Origin of the sequence: Rhodococcus sp. IEGM 1408, assembly GCF_033142235.1 — a bacterium.
Classification (GTDB): domain Bacteria; phylum Actinomycetota; class Actinomycetes; order Mycobacteriales; family Mycobacteriaceae; genus Dietzia.
Genome location: NZ_JAWLRW010000002.1, coordinates 201586 through 217055, shown reverse-complemented (window position 1 = coordinate 217055; position 15470 = coordinate 201586). Strand labels below are relative to the sequence as shown.

The 15470-nt window shown below is 71.2% G+C and carries 15 protein-coding genes; 11 read left to right on the top strand and 4 right to left on the bottom strand.

Annotated features, from left to right (window positions below; all coding sequences use genetic code 11):
* Positions 1-39 precede the first annotated feature (39 nt).
* The 5 genes from R4P08_RS03845 to R4P08_RS03825 all read left to right on the top strand — a co-directional run bounded on the left by R4P08_RS03845 (position 40) and on the right by R4P08_RS03825 (position 3267).
* Positions 40-873 (top strand): phage major capsid protein, encoded by an 834-nt coding sequence (locus tag R4P08_RS03845; protein WP_317812436.1) that lies wholly within the window; start codon positions 40-42, stop codon positions 871-873.
* Positions 870-1040 carry a hypothetical protein gene (locus tag R4P08_RS03840; RefSeq protein WP_317812435.1) on the top strand — a complete coding sequence of 57 codons (171 nt, stop codon included), beginning with the start codon at positions 870-872 and terminating at the stop codon, positions 1038-1040. The genes R4P08_RS03845 and R4P08_RS03840 overlap by 4 nt, the downstream gene beginning before the upstream one ends.
* Before the next feature lie 380 nt (positions 1041-1420).
* Positions 1421-1810 carry a hypothetical protein gene (locus R4P08_RS03835; protein WP_317812434.1) on the top strand — a complete coding sequence of 130 codons (390 nt, stop codon included), beginning with the start codon at positions 1421-1423 and terminating at the stop codon, positions 1808-1810.
* Positions 1810-2118: a hypothetical protein gene (locus R4P08_RS03830; protein WP_317812433.1), complete on the top strand. Its 309-nt coding sequence runs from the start codon at positions 1810-1812 to the stop codon at positions 2116-2118. Before R4P08_RS03835 ends, R4P08_RS03830 begins: the two co-directional genes overlap by 1 nt.
* Positions 2119-2577: 459 nt before the next feature.
* A complete protein-coding gene (locus tag R4P08_RS03825) occupies positions 2578-3267 on the top strand; it encodes a hypothetical protein (RefSeq protein WP_411741152.1) in 690 nt (229 codons plus the stop codon).
* A 7-nt stretch (positions 3268-3274) separates the two neighbouring features.
* On the opposite strand, the gene R4P08_RS03820 is transcribed toward R4P08_RS03825, so the two are convergent.
* Both R4P08_RS03820 and R4P08_RS03815 read right to left on the bottom strand, forming a co-directional pair.
* Complete coding sequence (locus tag R4P08_RS03820; RefSeq protein WP_317812712.1) at positions 3275-3934, bottom strand: TrkA family potassium uptake protein; 660 nt, start codon at positions 3932-3934, stop codon at positions 3275-3277.
* A gap of 166 nt (positions 3935-4100) precedes the next feature.
* Positions 4101-4763, bottom strand: coding sequence for a TrkA family potassium uptake protein (locus R4P08_RS03815; RefSeq protein WP_317812432.1), 663 nt, complete (start codon positions 4761-4763; stop codon positions 4101-4103).
* A gap of 113 nt (positions 4764-4876) precedes the next feature.
* On the opposite strand from R4P08_RS03815, the gene R4P08_RS03810 reads away from it, so the two are divergent.
* The 3 genes from R4P08_RS03810 (at position 4877) to dxs (ending at position 10212) form a co-directional block, all read left to right on the top strand.
* Complete coding sequence (locus R4P08_RS03810; protein WP_317812711.1) at positions 4877-6865, top strand: APC family permease; 1989 nt, start codon at positions 4877-4879, stop codon at positions 6863-6865.
* Positions 6862-8190: a class I SAM-dependent RNA methyltransferase gene (locus R4P08_RS03805; RefSeq protein WP_317812431.1), complete on the top strand. Its 1329-nt coding sequence runs from the start codon at positions 6862-6864 to the stop codon at positions 8188-8190. The genes R4P08_RS03810 and R4P08_RS03805 overlap by 4 nt, the downstream gene beginning before the upstream one ends.
* Before the next feature lie 144 nt (positions 8191-8334).
* Positions 8335-10212, top strand: coding sequence for a 1-deoxy-D-xylulose-5-phosphate synthase (gene dxs, locus R4P08_RS03800; RefSeq protein WP_317812430.1), 1878 nt, complete (start codon positions 8335-8337; stop codon positions 10210-10212).
* A 22-nt stretch (positions 10213-10234) separates the two neighbouring features.
* Here dxs and R4P08_RS03795 read toward each other — a convergent pair whose 3' ends face one another.
* Both R4P08_RS03795 and R4P08_RS03790 read right to left on the bottom strand, forming a co-directional pair.
* Positions 10235-11485: an HRDC domain-containing protein gene (locus R4P08_RS03795; RefSeq protein ID WP_317812429.1), complete on the bottom strand. Its 1251-nt coding sequence runs from the start codon at positions 11483-11485 to the stop codon at positions 10235-10237.
* The gene (locus R4P08_RS03790; protein WP_317812428.1) at positions 11482-12069 is read right to left on the bottom strand and encodes a DUF3000 domain-containing protein; all 588 of its coding nucleotides are present in this window, start codon (positions 12067-12069) and stop codon (positions 11482-11484) included. Before R4P08_RS03790 ends, R4P08_RS03795 begins: the two co-directional genes overlap by 4 nt.
* Before the next feature lie 98 nt (positions 12070-12167).
* Between R4P08_RS03790 and hemE the strand changes: the two genes are divergently transcribed.
* The 3 genes from hemE to hemQ are packed head-to-tail and all read left to right on the top strand — an operon-like array spanning position 12168 to position 15389.
* Positions 12168-13292: a uroporphyrinogen decarboxylase gene (hemE, locus tag R4P08_RS03785; RefSeq protein WP_411741151.1), complete on the top strand. Its 1125-nt coding sequence runs from the start codon at positions 12168-12170 to the stop codon at positions 13290-13292.
* A gap of 2 nt (positions 13293-13294) precedes the next feature.
* Positions 13295-14707, top strand: coding sequence for a protoporphyrinogen oxidase (hemG, locus tag R4P08_RS03780; RefSeq protein WP_317812427.1), 1413 nt, complete (start codon positions 13295-13297; stop codon positions 14705-14707).
* Positions 14694-15389, top strand: a complete 696-nt coding sequence (gene hemQ / locus R4P08_RS03775) for a hydrogen peroxide-dependent heme synthase (RefSeq protein ID WP_317812426.1) — start codon at positions 14694-14696, stop codon at positions 15387-15389. The genes hemG and hemQ overlap by 14 nt, the downstream gene beginning before the upstream one ends.
* The last annotated feature ends 81 nt before the right edge of the window (positions 15390-15470 follow it).

The window sequence follows — 15470 nt, the reverse complement described above, 5'->3', positions numbered from 1 at the left end:
GCTCAACCCCCGTACACACCCACGCCCAGGAGGCGCATCATGGCCGATAAGGTCTCGTACAAGGCAATCCTCACCCCCGACGAGGTTTACGAGCTGGTGATCAAGCCGCTCGAAAAGATCGCCATCGCCGCGCAGGCCGCGAAGGTCGATCACATCACCGCTGGCCGTCTGAGGTTCCCGATCATCACCAGCGATCCGTCGGCCGCGTGGGTTCCCGAGGGCGGCAAGATCCCGGTGTCCGACGGTGCCGCCGCTGAGGTCGTCGCCGACCCGGCCAAGCTCGCCGTTCTGACCAACATCTCGAATGAACTTCGTGATGACTCCAGCCCGGCCGCGACGGATGCGATCGGCAACTCGCTGCTGCGCGACGCCGCCAAGAAGTTGGATCAGGCGTGGCTGAGCGCCCCCGTGATCAATGGCCCCCAGACCACCCTGGCCAACGTCACCGGGGTCAACGTCATCCCGGTGACGGGATCGCTCACCTCGCTGGACCCGTTCGTCGATGCCGCCTCGGCCATCGAGGATGCGGGCGTCGTGACCGACTGGGTGATGAACAAGGCCGACCGCAACAAGCTAGCCAAGATCCGCAAGAGCACCGGCTCGAACGAGGGTCTGCTCGCCGCCGACGTGACCCAGGGTGCCCGGTACGTCGTCGAGGGCGGCAGGGTCCACGTCAGCCCCTACTGCCCCGAGGGCACGGTGTACGGTCTCGACGCCTCCCAGTCACACACGGTGATCAGGCGAGATGCCAGCGTCGAGTCCAGCGATCAGTGGCTGTGGGACACCGACCAGACCTCGCTGCGCATGATCATGCGGGCGGCGTTCGCGTTCCCCAACCCCGCGGCCATCAGCAAGATCACGGTGGCGGCGTGACCACCACAGCCAAGGCCGACACTGCCGACATCACCATCGGCCAGCACGCGGACACCCTCATCATGGACGGGCGCACCATCGCGCCGGGGACCATCCTGGCCGCGCTCCCCACCAAGACCGCCGAGATGCTGGAGCGCCTCGGTCACGGCGTCGTCTATCGAGGCTGATCCAAGCCCCCGGCCGTGCACCTCGCGCGGTATGCTGGCCGGGACAACTGCGGCGGGAGGCATCCCGACCGTGGGGCGGGGAACCTTCCCCCGCCACACCATCGCCCCCTGTCTCCTCGTGAGGCCGGGGGCGGTGCTGTATCTCCACCACCTCGACCACCACATCGCACCGCTGAGGTCCACGGCACGCCTGCCCCACCCTCGGACCCACGGCACGGCTGCGAGGGCGGGAGCATGGAGCCTGGCCGGTGCCCCGACCCCCTGGGGCGGGAGGTCCTCCCCCGGGGGCCGCTGTACACCGCATCGCTCTGCCCACTTCTCCAGCTCCCGAGCAGCGGGAACCCCCGGGGGTATGCTGAAACCATCCCTGAGGAGGCACTATGGCCCGCAAGATGACCGCCGGTGACAAGCTGGTGAAGCACTGGCACGACGAGCTCGCCAAGGTGGCCACGCGCATGGGCGCCACCGTGGAGTTCGATGGCTACGAGATCGACATCCTGGAGAGGATGCGGGGGGCCGAGGACCGCAAGTCCACCCTGCTGGCCCTGCTCGATGACCCCGAGTGCTCCACCAGTCAGGCGCTCAAGATCAGCAGCGAGGTCAGGCAGTTGGACATGAACATCGTCAGGCTCGGCCGGGAGATCGTCGTCGACCCCGAGGCCGGACGCCGGACCAGTGGGCACGCGAAGTTGGCCGGAGCGACCGGGTGGACCGACTCCCGCCGGGCACGACTGGCCGACAAGAACCGCCGCGTGGGCGGGGGTGCGTGATGGCGACCGTCACCTCACGCGGCGGGCATTCCAGCACCGACCCGAGCACCTGGCCGCTGTGGGTCTGCTGGAGGGGACCACGGCCGGCCGACCCTCGCCTGACAAGCATCGGCGAGGAGGACGAGGGGTCCGACACCGCGGGGCACTACCGCCACCGCGACCGTGTACGGCAGTGGATGCAGGAGAACCTGCCCACCCGTCCCCGACCGGGCACTTCACACCAGGAGTGGGAACGCCGGACCGGCGTCGGCTTCTGGACCCGTGAGGCAGCGGAGATGCGACCGGACGACTACCCGTTCGACGACTGAGTTTCGCCGGTTCCTGCCCGCTGCGGTGGGGCGGGTGGTCACCGCCGCCACCCACCGACATCGGGCCGGGTAGGTCCGCTCAGCCCGGGATCTTCATCGCAGCCGGGTATGTCGACGCAGCCAATGATCTTCAACATGATCTTCGAAGTTCAAGGTGTCGGCCGGGGTTCCCCTTCCCCGCCTTATAGGCGGGGGGAACCAGGGAAACCACCCCAGGCGGGGGACGAGGAACCAAGAAGGAACCGCAGAGGAACCACAGGTCAGAGGCTGGAACCGCAGAGGAACCGGGGGAACCGGTCCCCCCAAATGGAGCCGGAACCGGTAAAGAACCACCCAGCTCTCCGGCTGAGCGATCGACACCCCGGCCGGCTGTGCGGTGGACCGATCCAGAGCAGGGGGTGGGTGTCCCTCGAAGGTGCCGTCGTGAACCGGATCCTCCCCGTTTCAGAGTTAGTCTAGGTGCGTCATAACCGACTTGTTGCGGTGGCGGTGGTGCTCGATGACCTGCCGCCGCTGATCTGGCACGCCGAGATGGGTCGGGCGCTGCCGGATGTGTGGACGGGTCGCCGGCAGCGTGGTGTGCAGCTCCACGACCTGGAGGCGGCGGTCCGGCAGTGGACCGGGCCGTACGGGCAGCAGGCGTGGTTCCGTCAGCTCACCCCGGAGGTCGGGCCAGCGCAGGAGGACGCGTTGTTGGAGACGATCGCCCGGCTGAACGGGGTGTCCTTCCCGTCGGCGGGGCGTCTCACAGCGCGGTGGGCCAGGGGACGATGGGCTTCGCGGGGGCGGAGTGCGGCACGGGGTGGGGGGCCGAGCCGCTCGGCCGACCGTGACGCCGGTGCGGGGCACGCGCCGGGCCGTGACGACGACGAGACCTCCGCGCGCCGGGGCCTCGGTCTCCCGCGGCGCCGACGGGCGGATGACAGCCCGGCGCTGCGCATGGAGGCGGCCTACTGCGCGGAGGTGGTGGGGATGACGCTCGAGGCGATGGGCGTGCTGCCCGCGGTGGGTGACGCGAGCTGGTACGACCCGGGCCGGTTCTGGAGCGGTGACGACCTGCCCCTGGCGCCGGGGTGGGACTACGGCCGCGAGATAGCGGTCACCGTTCCCGGGGTCCCTGTCGACGCACGCTCCGCCCGCCGGCCCTGAAGGTCGCTCACCCGCCCTTGACGGCGTCGCTCAGGCCGGCCTCCGCGTCCTCGGGGGCCACCACCAGGAGTTCGTCGCCCGGTTCAAAGGGCACGTCCGGCTCGGGCACGATCACCCGACCGCCCCTGAGGATCGCCACCAGGGCGGCGTCGCGGGGGAGGCGGACCCGTGAGACGGCCCGGCCGGCCAGCGGGGTCTGGTCCGGGAGCGTCACGCTCACCAGGTTGGCACCGCCGCGACGCAACGTCATCAGCCGGACGACGTCTCCGACGGTGACCGCCTCCTCGACCACCGAGACGATCAACCGGGGGGTGGAGACGGCCACGTCGACGCCCCAGCGCTCGTCGAAGAGCCACTCGTTGCGGGGGTCGTTGACCCGGGCGACCACGCGCGCGACGGCGAACTCGGTCTTGGCCAACAGACTCACGACCAGGTTCACCTTGTCGTCGCCGGTGGCCGCGACCACCACATCGGCGCGCTCCACACAGAGCTGCTCCAGGAAACTCAGTTCGCAGGCGTCCCCGACCCGCTGGTCGGCGCCGTGGACCTCGTCGCGGGTGAACACCGTGGCGCGTTTGTCGATGAGCGTGACGTGGTGGTTGTTGGCCAGGAGTTCCCGGGCGATGGACCGTCCCACGACGCCCGCCCCGGCGACCACCACCCGCATCGTCGCGGTGGCGACCGGCCGGGCCGGGGCGCTGTGCAGCAACCCGGAGCCGTCGGCATAGTCGGGCACGGAACTGCCGGGCACGGAACTGCCGGGAACTGAACTGCCGGGAACCGAACCGCGGGGTTCGGAGCCTCGGGGGTCAGGCCCGTCGGGTGCGTGCGGATCAGTCATCGGCCGGACCTCGTTCCAGGGTGTCGTCGAGTCCCTCGACGGCCCCGGCGGGGACGGCGAGGTGGAGCAGGTCCTCGGCCTGGACGAGTGTGCGCGCGTCGGGGACCCGGCACTCGCCGAAGCGGGTTATCGCGGCGACCCGGCCCCCGGCGACGGCGGCGAGGTCGTCGACGGCCGTCCCGACCCACACCGCGGGCGCGACGAGGGCGACCAGAGCCACCTCACCGGACTTGTCCCGCCAGACCACCGGGCTCGAGCCCTCCGTGATGTAACGGACCAGGTGGCCGGTGGCCCAGGGCACCGTGGCGACGGTCGGGATCCCCAACCGCTCGTAGACGGCGGCGCGCCCGGCGTCGTAGATCCGGGCGATCACCCGCTCGACACCAAAGGTCTCGCGGGCCACCCGCGCGGCGATGATGTTGGAGTTGTCGCCGGAGGACACCGCGGCGAACGCGTCCGCCCCGTCCAGCCCGGCGGCCTCGAGCACCGCACGGTCGAAACCGAGCCCGGTCACCGTGCGGCCGCCGAAGTCCTCGGGCAGCCGGGTGAACGCCGACGATTCCCGGTCGATCACCACCACGTCGTGACCGTCCACGTCGAGTTCGGTCGCGAGCGCGGCCCCGACCCGCCCACAGCCCATGATGACGACCCTCATCGCGAGTCCAACTCCTCACGGCCCGCGACACGCGGACTCGTCGGATCACGCTACTCCCGTCGCGGTCGCGGTTCCCGGGGCGCGCGGGGTCTAACGTTGTGTCGGTGTCCAGCATCTCCAGAGTCTCCGTGGGAGCCAAGCGTCTGCTGTTGGGACGTCCCTTCCGCAGCGACACCATCGGCGACACCCACCTGCGCAAACGAATCGCCCTGCCGGTGTTCGCCTCCGACGCCCTGTCCTCGGTGGCCTACGCCCCGGAGGAGATCTTCCTGGTGCTGTCGATGGCGGGGCTCGCCGCGCTCTCGTTCTCCCCCTGGGTGGGGCTCGCGGTCGCGGTCGTCATGATCGTCGTCATCGCCAGCTACCGGCAGAACGTCCACGCCTACCCGTCGGGCGGTGGCGACTACGAGGTCGCGACCGTCAACCTCGGCCCCAACGCGGGGCTCGCGGTGGGCGCGGCGCTGCTCATCGACTACGTCCTGACGGTGGCGGTCTCGATCTCGGCGGCCGCGGCCAACATCGGCTCGGCGATCCCGTTCGTCAACACCCACAAGGTGCTGTTCGCGGTCATCGCGATCGTCCTCGTCACCGCCGTCAACCTGCGCGGGGTCCGGGAATCCGGGGTGGCTTTCGCGATCCCCGTCTACGCCTTCATGGCCTCGATGGTGGTCCTCATCGTGTGGGGGTTGTTCCAGGTCAACATCCTGGGCCGGGACCTGCAGGCTGAATCGGCCGACTTCGACCTCGTCTCCTCGCACGGCGGAACGGTCACCGGGCTCGCGCTCGCGTTCGTCGTGGCCAAGGCGTTCGCCTCCGGTTCGGCAGCACTCACCGGGGTCGAGGCGATCCACAACGGGGTGCCGGCCTTCCGCAAGCCCAGGTCGCGCAACGCGGCCACGACGCTGCTCATGCTCGGCGTGCTCTCCGTGTCCTTCCTGCTCGGTCTCATCGCACTGGCCGTGCAGCTGGGCGTCCGCATCGCCGAGAACCCGGCCAGCCAGCTCGTGGGTGCGCCCGAGGACTATCACCAGAAGACGTTGATCGCCCAGCTGGCCGAGCCGGTGTTCGCCGGACTCCCCGTGGCCTTCTACGTCGTCATGACGGTCACCGCCGTGATCCTCGTACTCGCGGCCAACACGGCCTTCAACGGGTTCCCCATACTCGGCTCCGTCCTGGCCCGCGACAACTATCTGCCGCGCCAGCTCGCCACCCGCGGGGATCGCCTGGCCTACTCCAACGGGATCGTCCTGCTCGCCGTCGCCGCGATCTTCCTCGTGGTGATCTTCGAGGCCAGGGTCACCGTGCTCATCCAGCTCTACATCGTCGGCGTGTTCGTGGCCTTCACCCTGAGCCAGCTCGGGATGATCCGGCACTGGACCAGGCACCTCGCCGACGAGCAGATCCCGGCCGTCCGCAAACGGATGCAGCGCTCCCGCGTCATCAACGTCGTCGGATTCGTCCTCACCGGATCCGTGCTGGTGATCGTCATCGTCACCAAGTTCTTCGCGGGCGCGTACATAGCGGTGCTCGCGATGGCGGGGGTGTTCGTGGTGATGAAGCTGATCCACCGGCACTACGCCACCGTCGCCCGCGAACTCGACGACTCCTCGTGGGAGGTCGTCCTACCGAGCCGGACCCACTGCGTGGTGCTGGTGTCCAAGCTGCACCTCCCCACGCTCCGCGCCCTCGCCTACGCACGCGCCACGAGGCCGGACACGATCGAGGCGCTGACCGTGAGCATCGACACCGCGGAGACCCGCGCGCTGGTCCGCGAATGGCAGAGCCGACGGATCTCGGTGCCGCTGAAGGTGGTCGAGTCCCCGTACCGGGAGATCAACCGACCGGTGATCGACTACGTCAAGCGACTCCGGGAGAGATCCCCGAGGGACATCGTGATCGTCTACATCCCGGAGTACGTCGTGGGCCGCTGGTGGGAGCAGCTACTCCACAACCAGAGCGCGCTCCGCCTCAAGTCCCGCCTACTCTACGAACGGGGAGTCATGGTCACCAGTGTTCCCTGGCAACTGTCGTCATCTGACGGCCGAGCAGAAAAAGCGGGCGGAGAGCCGATCGTCGGCCGCTGGGGAGGACCGGAGACATGATGACGAAGAACGAGAAGATCGACTGGACCGGACGGGTGCTGCGGCTCCGTGTGGAGGGACCCGCGCAGGGTGGCGAGTTCGTCGCCCGACACGAGGGACGAGTGCTGTTCTGCCGGGGCGGGATCACCGGGGAACTGGTCGACGTGCTGGTCGACGACGACCCGGGCAAGGGCTTCTGCCGCGGCACCGTGAGGAAGGTCATCGAGGCGTCCCCGGACCGGATCGCCCCCTACTGCCCGGCCGCGGCAGCCGGCGCCGGATGCTGCGACTGGAGCCACATCAGGCCGGAGTCCGCCAGGGAGTTCTCGGGCCGGATCCTGGCCGAGCAGGCCCGTCGCATCGGGCGGATCGAACTGCCCGGTGAGACCGTCCCGGTCGAGGTCCCCGCGGGCGACGACGCGACCACCCGGTGGCGGACCGTCGCGCGGTGGGTCACCGGCCCCGACGGTGTTCCCGGCGTCCGCCGGGCCCGGTCCCACGAGCTGGTGACCGAGGCCTGCGTGCAGTCCGATCAGCGGATCCTCGAGGCGGTGCTGGCCGCGCGGGTCGGGCCGGGCCGGGAGGTGCTCGGGGTGCTGGGGGACGACGGCGAGGTTCACGTGGCGCACCGCGCGTCAGTGGACCAGGCGCCCAGGAACCGTCAACGACGCTCGCGTCAGGCCGCCGCCACCAGGGGCCGGGCCCGGCACGCGCGGGCCGGGGCGTGGGAGCTCGTCGCCGGGCGGACCACCGTCGTCCGGCACGTGCGGGACCACACCTGGCAGCTGCCGATCGACGCGTTCTGGCAGGCACACCGGTCGGCCGCCGGACACTATGCAGACCTCGTCGCCACAGCGGTGGCCGGGACTCCCGGCCTGGGCGACGAGCCGGTGGTGTGGGACCTCTACGGCGGCGCGGGGTTGTTCTCGGCCGCCGTTCTGGACGCGGCGCCGGGTGCGCGCGTGACCATCGTCGAGTCCTCGACGACCTCGCTGGGCGCTGTCGGGAGCGCGCTGGGGGAGGCTGCAGGCGTGAACCCGGTGCGCGCACGGGTCGAGGACTTCCTCGGGGGACCGGGCGACAGCGGCGACCTGCCGGGGGATCCTGATGTCGTGATCCTGGACCCGCCGCGCGGGGGCGCGGGCATCGACGTGATGGAGCGGCTCGCGGGCAGGACCGCGTCGCGGATCGTCCACGTCGGGTGCGATCCCGCGAGCCTGGCGCGGGACGTGGGGGTGCTCGTGGCCGCCGGGTGGACCGTGGCGGACCTGCACGGGGTGGCGGCGTTCCCCGCCACCCACCACGTGGAGGGGTTCGCGGTTCTCGACTCGCCCCGCAGGACCTGACCCCCGCGACCTGATCCGGGGCGCGCGGCACGGGGGCCGGGCAGGGTGCGACCCGCGCCCACGGGCGGGGTCGTCCGGCAACTCCCCGTAGACTGAACTCTCGGCCCAGTGGGGCGCCGGTCAGGGAAGGGGCAGTCGACAGCAATGAGCGTGCTCGATGAAGTGAACGGCCCCGCCGACCTCCGTGGCATGGATTCCGACCAGCTGCGACACCTCTGCGGCGAGATCCGCGAGTTCCTCATCCGGAAGGTCTCGGCGACCGGCGGACACCTCGGCCCCAACCTGGGCGTGGTCGAGTTGACGGTGGCGCTGCACCGGGTGTTCGACTCCCCGCGGGACCCCATCGTCTTCGACACCGGCCACCAGAGCTACGTCCACAAGATCCTCACCGGCCGCAAGGACCAGTTCGACGGACTCCGCACCCGCGGCGGGCTGTCCGGCTACCCGTGCCGCGCCGAGAGCGAGCACGACATCATCGAGTCCTCGCACGCCACCGCGTCCCTCTCCTATGCCGACGGACTGGCCAAGGCGTTCGCGCTCCGCGGCGAGACCGACCGGACCGTGGTGACCGTGATCGGCGACGGCGCGATGACCGGCGGCATGAGCTGGGAAGCCCTCAACAACATCGCGGCGGGCCGGGACCGGCCCATGGTGATCGTCGTCAACGACAACGGCCGCTCGTATTCACCGACCATCGGCGGGCTGGCGGACCGACTCGGCGTGCTGCGGTTGCAGCCGGCCTACGAGAAGGCGATGGATCGCACCAAGCGGACCCTCGGGGCCCGCAAGGACGTCGTCGGCAAGGCTGTCTACGCGCTGCTGCACGGGATCAAAGCCGGCGTGAAAGACGTGATGGCCCCGCAGGCACTGTTCGCCGACCTCGGACTCAAGTACATGGGGCCTGTCGACGGGCACAACCTCGCGGCCACCGAGGCGGCGCTGAAGTTGGCCAAGGACTTCGGCGGACCCGTGGTGGTCCACGTGGTCACCCGCAAGGGCATGGGTTACGTACACGCGGAGAACAACGTCGCCGATCTGATGCACGCCACCGGCGTGATCGACCCCGCCACCGGCAAGCCGCTGTCGGCCTCCTCGGCGGTCGACTGGACCTCGGTGTTCTCCGAGGAACTGTGTGAGATCGGCGCCGAACGCAGCGACGTCGTGGCGATCACCGCAGCCATGGCCGGGCCCACCGGCCTCACCGCGTTCGGCGACCGGTTCCCGGACCGCATGTTCGACGTCGGCATCGCCGAGCAGCACGCGGTCGCCTCGGCCGCGGGGCTCGCGCTCGGGGGCATGCACCCGGTGGTGGCGGTGTACTCGACGTTCCTCAACCGCGCGTTCGACCAGTTGCTCATGGACGTGGCCCTGCTCAGGCAGCCCGTCACCCTGGTGCTGGACCGCTCCGGGGTCACCGGCCCGGACGGGGCAAGCCACAACGGCATGTGGGACCTGTCGCTCACCGGGATCGTCCCCGGCGTCCGGGTGGCCGCACCGCGGGACGCGGACACCCTGCGCAGCGAGCTGCGGGAGGCCGTGTCGGTGACCGACGGACCGACCGTCGTCCGTTTCCCCAAGGGACCGGTCGGCGACCCGATCCCGGCGCTCGACACCACTAGCGACGGTGTCGACCGCGTGCACGGCCCCGGCGACGCCGACGTCCTGGTGGTGGCGGTGGGCTCCATGGTCGTCCCGGCGGTGGCCGCGGCGCGCGCCCTCGAGGCCGAGGGGGTGTCCGTCGACGTCGTCGACCCCCGGTGGGTCTACCCGGTTCCGGAGTCGATCGTCTCCGCCGCCCGTGGGCGGTCGCTCGTGGTGACGGTGGAGGACAACGGACTGCACGGCGGTGTCGGTTCTGCGGTCTCGGCTCGTCTCGATCTCGCCGGGGTCCGGGGAGACCGCATCGCTCTCGGCATCCCCCAGCAGTTCCTGGATCATGCGTCGCGCGGGGAGATCCTGGCGGACATGGGCCTGACACCCGACGGGATCGCCGACAGCGTCCGCCGGCGCCTGGGCCGCTAGCCTTCCCGGCCGACCCGTCCGTTCAGGGCTCGGACCGGAATGCGTGCACGGTGTCCAGCAGGGGTGCCGTGGTCAGGTCGATCTGCCACTGACGGGCGCCCTCATCCCGCAGGACGCGCTGCAGGAGAGCCTCGTCGTCCTCCGGTGCGGACGTGGGCTTCGCGGTGGCCGCGCGCCACACCCACAGGCGTAGGGTCGACGGCCTGAGCAGCAGGCTCTGCTCGAGGCCCAGTTCCTCGGCCACAGCGCCGATCGATCCGCGGGCGAGGTCGAGGAGCGCGGCCGCCTCCGGCTCGTTCCGCTTCCACGACGCGTGCGGGGGGTGCGCACCGGGCGGGCCCTGGCGGGGCGGTAGATCTGCCCGGCCGAGTTCGGCCGCCCACTCGAGCGCTGCCAGCCACTCGTCCGCCAGACGCCGACGGTGGGGGCCGTCGAAACCCTCGATAGCGAGCAGTTCGGTCCGGGTGGTGGGAGCGCTGCGCGCGGCCTCGATGATCGCGGCGTCGGTGAGCAGGCGCTTGGGCGCGATGTCGCGTTCCGCCGCCACCCTGTCCCGCGCCATCCAGAGCTCGCGGGCGCGGGCGAGCTGCCGGGCGTCACGCAGGGAGGACAACCGGGACAGACGGCGCCAGGGATCGGCCGCCGGGACGGGCGTATCGGACTCGACCAGGTGGCGGCACTCGGCCTCGAACCATTCCCGGCGGCCGAGATCGTCCAGGCGGGGCAGGACCGCGTCGGCGAGCTCGTGGAGGAACAGCACGTCGTACGCGGCGTAGTCGAGCCACGCGGCGGGCAACGGGCGCCTGGACCAGTCGGCGGCCGAATGGGCCTTGGCCAGAGCGATCCCCAGGTGCTCGGAGATCATGGCGCCGAGGTTGACCCGCTCGATGCCCAGGAACCGCCCCGCGAGCTCGGTGTCGATTATCGACGACGGCCGGATCCCGAGCTCGCGGAGCGAGGGCAGGTCCTGGCTCGCGGCGTGGAGCAGCAGCGGACGAGCGGACAGGATCCCGGCCAGCGGACCGATCGTCTGCCCCGGGGTCTCCGGGTCCACCAGCAGCGCGGGCCCGGAGTCGGGCCGCAACTGGAGCAGGAAGGCGCGCTCGGAGTAGCGGATGCCGGAGGCGCGTTCGACGTCCACGGCCACCGGCCCGGCGGAGGACTCGAGGGCGGACGCGACGGACCCGATTCCGGAGGCGTCGTCGACGAACTCGTATCGGGCCGGCGGAGGCGGTGCCCCGTCAGGCGTCTCTCCCCGGCGGTGGCCGGTCACGCCCGGGGATGGAGGGAGGTCACGCCGACGGGGGGCAGCCCGGCGGCCAGCGCGAGGGTCGAGCAGAACGCGGCGGCATGTCCCGTCAGGTCGGACTCGAGCGCGGTCCAGGAGGCACGCAGTTCGAGCTGATGGGCCTGGGGCGGACCGGAGATGTCGCCGTAACGCACCGACGCGGTGCTGGTCACGGTCCCGCCGAGGGCGGTGTAGGGGCCGGCGTCCCGATCGAGCGCCTCGGTGAGCCAACTCCACGCCACCTGCGGCAGCAGCGGGTCGCCCGCGAGGGAGGCCTCCATGTCGGCCTGGATGTAGGCGACCAGGCGCAGGGTGCCGTTCCACGCGTCGTCGCCGGACGGGTCGTACAGGAGGATCAGACGGCCGAACGCGTCACCGTCGGAGAACTCCGGGACGTCGTCACCCGACCGTGGCAGGATCTCCACCCCGAGCGCATGGCTGTACGGAGCCAGCCGCTGCGGGGGGCGGATCGGGCCGACGGAGATCTCGGGGCGGACCTCGAGTCGGGACAGCGACTCGACCGCCTCGCGGAAGACCTCTGGCTCGCCGTCATTGACCGATGTGCTCACGGGTCATGACGCTAGCGATCACCCGCCGGTGGTCGGAGGAGGCGCGCCGTCACCTTCCCGGGTGGGCTGACCGGCCCCTCCCGCCGGTTCATGGGACTATGAAGGGCGTGTTGAACTCTGATGCGTCCTCGACCTCCCGTTCCGCCGACCCCGCCGAGACGGCCGCCCCCACCGGGCGCCGCGCGGGGACCGGCCCGTACCTCGACGAAGTGACCGGCGTCGGCGGCGCCCACACCCCGGTGTGGTTCATGCGCCAGGCCGGTCGTTCGCTGCCCGAGTACCGGGAACAGCGGGCCGGGACCACGATGCTCGAGGCCTGCTTCGACCCCGAGATGGTCTGCGAGGTCACCCTCCAGCCGGTCCGCCGCCACGGCGTGGACGCCGCGATCCTCTTCTCCGACATCGTCATCCCACTCGCGGCCGCCGGCGTGGACATCGACATCGTCCCCGGGGTCGGCCCGGTGGTGGCCGAGCCGATCCGCGACGCGGCCGCCGTGGCGGCGCTGCCCGAGCTCACCCCGGACCGGGTCGAGAAGATCGCGGAGGCCGTCCGCCTCCTGGTGACCGAGCTCGACCCGCAGACCGCGCTCATCGGCTTCGCTGGCGCCCCCTTCACCATGGCCTCCTATCTCATCGAGGGCGGGCCGAGTCGCAATCACGAGCACACCAAGTCGCTCATGTACTCGCGGCCCGACGTCTGGAACGCGTTGATGGTCAAGCTCGCGGATCTGACCACGGTGTTCCTGCGGGCCCAGATCGACGCCGGTGTGGATGCGATCCAGCTGTTCGACTCCTGGGCCGGCGCGTTGAGTCTGCGCGACTACCGCTCGATGGTGCTCCCGCACTCCACCGGCATCTTCGCCGATGAGGTGATCTCCACCGTCCCCCGCACCCACTTCGGCGTGGGCACCGGTGAGCTGCTCGGCGCGATGGGGGAGGCCGGGCCCGAGGTGGTCGGCGTGGACTGGCGCCTCCCGCTCGACGAAGCCGCCACGCGCGTGCCGGGCAAGGTCCTCCAGGGCAACCTCGACCCGGCCATGCTCTTCGCCGACAGGTCCGCGCTCGACGGCGAGGTCCGCCGGATCCTCGACGAGGGGGCACGCGCGCGTGACCTGGGCGCCCGCGGCCACGTGTTCAACCTCGGGCACGGTGTCCTGCCCACCACCGACCCGGGCGCCGTGACCCACGTCGTGGAGCTGGTCCACGAGCTGACCGGGAAGTAGGCATGGCCCCCCGCGTCGTGGTGGTCGGGGGCGGTCTCAGCGGACTGACCGCCGCCTATCAGCTCTCCCGCGACCTGCCGGGAGCACGGATCACCGTCCTGGAGGCGTCGGAGCGGGTCGGCGGGGCGCTCCACACCGTCGACTTCCCCTCCGGCCCCATGGAACTGGGCGCCGAGGCCTTCATCGGGCGCCGCCCCGAGGCCACCTCGCTCGTCGCGGAGCTGGGCCTGACCGAGAGCCTGCGCCATCCGGGGCCGCTCGGCCCGGCGATCCTCACCGGCGGGCGGCTGGTGCCCATGCCCGCACGCACCATGATGGGCCTGCCCTCCGACGTGACGACCCTGTCCGGTGTCCTGACCGCGGCGGAGTCGGCCGTGGCCGCCCGGGAGCCGGAACTGCCGCTGGACTGGGAGCCCGGCGGGGACGTCTCCCTGGGCCGACTGGTGGGCGAACGGTTCGGCGGCGCCGTGGTGGCCCGGCTCGTCGATCCCATGCTCGGCGGGGTGTACGCCGCCCCCAGCACCGGGCTCGGCCTCCGTCAGGTCGTGCCGGGACTCGCCGAGGCGTTGGACCGGGGGGCGCCCTCGCTCACGGCCGCGGCGCGCGAACTGGTGGCGAACCGGGTGCCGGGCCCGGTGTTCGCCTCGATCGAGGGCGGGTACCGACGCCTGGTGGACGCGCTGGTGGACGCGTTGGAGAACTCCTCCGGCGCGGTGATCCGCACGCGCAGCCTCTGCACGGCGATCCACCGGGACGACACCGGGTACGCGGTGACGGTGTCCGGCGACGGCGGGTCGGGGACCTGGGAGGCCGACCTCGTCGTCGTCGCCGTGCCCGTTCCCCACGCCATCCCGCTCCTCACGGCGACCGGGGCCACCGACGGCGCTGCGCGCGGCCTGTCCGGGATCCGCACTGCCTCCTCGGCCCTGGTGGCGTTGGAGGTGGACCGGTCCCTGGACCTGCCGGAGCTGTCCGGGGTGTTGGTGGCCACCGACGAGCCGGTGCCGTTCAAGGCGATGACCTTCACCAGCCGCAAGTGGCCCCACCTCGACACCCGTCCGGGACACCTGGTGCGGGTGTCGTTCGGGCGGCTCGACGACGACGAGGTGCTCGCCGCCGACGACATCGCGCTGGCCCGGATGGCCGAATCCGCCCTGGCCGGGGTATGCGGATCCGCCCCGACGATCCTGCATTCCCGCGTCCGTCGCTGGGACGACGCGCTCGCGGAGATCGGCCCCGACCACGCCGCCCGCGTCGCGGCCGTGCGGGCCGAACTCGCCGACCGGCTGCCCGGACTGGAGTTGGTCGGCGGCGCGACCGAGGGCGTCGGGGTCCCGGCCTGCATCGGCTCGGCACGGGCCGCGGCCCGGCGGCTGGCCGCCAAGTGGCAGGATCGGGCCCATGGCACGCATTGACTACAAGAAACTCAACTCAACCCTGAGGTACCTCATGTTCTCGGTCTTCACCGTGAAGCCGGGAGAGCTGGGGGAGGACCGGGCCGAGGTGACCGCGGACCTCGAGCAGTTCCTCGCCCGGTTCGACGGCACCGATGTGGTGGTCCGCGGACTGTACGACGTCTCGGGGCTGCGCGCCGAGGCCGACTTCATGATCTGGACCCACGCCGAGCACATCGAGGACCTGCAGAAGTTCTACAACGAGTTCCGGCGCACGACCATCCTGGGCCGGGCCAGCACCGCGTACTGGTCCAACACGGCGCTGCACCGCCCCGCGGAGTTCAACAAGAGCCACATCCCGGCGTTCCTCGCCGAGGAGGAGCCGGGCGCGTACGTCTCCGTCTACCCGTTCGTGCGCTCCTACGAGTGGTACCTGCTGCCCGACGAGGAGCGGCGTCAGATCCTGGCCGAGCACGGGCGCGCGGCGCGCGAGTACCCGGATGTCCGGGCCAACACCGTGCCGTCGTTCACGCTGGGCGACTACGAGTGGATCCTTGCCTTCGAGGCCCCGCAGCTCGACCGGATCGTGGACCTGATGCGGATCATGCGCAGCACCGAGGCCCGCCGGCACGTCCGCGAGGAGGTCCCGTTCTTCACCGGGCCGCGCGTCACCGCCGAGCAGTTGGCCACCACGCTGCCCTGAGCCTGACTTGGGCCTGACCCGCGCCTGACCTGGGCCCCAGGCCGGGGCTGGAACGGAGAGAGGGCCGACCGGACGCTGTCC

Bases quoted from the DNA above. Each gene is read 5' to 3' on its own strand.
- R4P08_RS03845 (WP_317812436.1), top strand. From the start codon at position 40: ATGGCCGATAAGGTCTCGTACAAGGCAATCCTCACCCCCGACGAGGTT.
- R4P08_RS03805 (WP_317812431.1), top strand. From the start codon at position 6,862: ATGATGACGAAGAACGAGAAGATCGACTGGACCGGACGGGTGCTGCGG.
- R4P08_RS03835 (WP_317812434.1), top strand. From the start codon at position 1,421: ATGGCCCGCAAGATGACCGCCGGTGACAAGCTGGTGAAGCACTGGCAC.
- hemG (WP_317812427.1), top strand. From the start codon at position 13,295: ATGGCCCCCCGCGTCGTGGTGGTCGGGGGCGGTCTCAGCGGACTGACC.
- R4P08_RS03815 (WP_317812432.1), bottom strand. From the start codon at position 4,763: ATGAGGGTCGTCATCATGGGCTGTGGGCGGGTCGGGGCCGCGCTCGCG.
- hemQ (WP_317812426.1), top strand. From the start codon at position 14,694: ATGGCACGCATTGACTACAAGAAACTCAACTCAACCCTGAGGTACCTC.
- R4P08_RS03830 (WP_317812433.1), top strand. From the start codon at position 1,810: ATGGCGACCGTCACCTCACGCGGCGGGCATTCCAGCACCGACCCGAGC.
- dxs (WP_317812430.1), top strand. From the start codon at position 8,335: ATGAGCGTGCTCGATGAAGTGAACGGCCCCGCCGACCTCCGTGGCATG.
- hemE (WP_411741151.1), top strand. From the start codon at position 12,168: ATGAAGGGCGTGTTGAACTCTGATGCGTCCTCGACCTCCCGTTCCGCC.
- R4P08_RS03820 (WP_317812712.1), bottom strand. From the start codon at position 3,934: ATGCGGGTGGTGGTCGCCGGGGCGGGCGTCGTGGGACGGTCCATCGCC.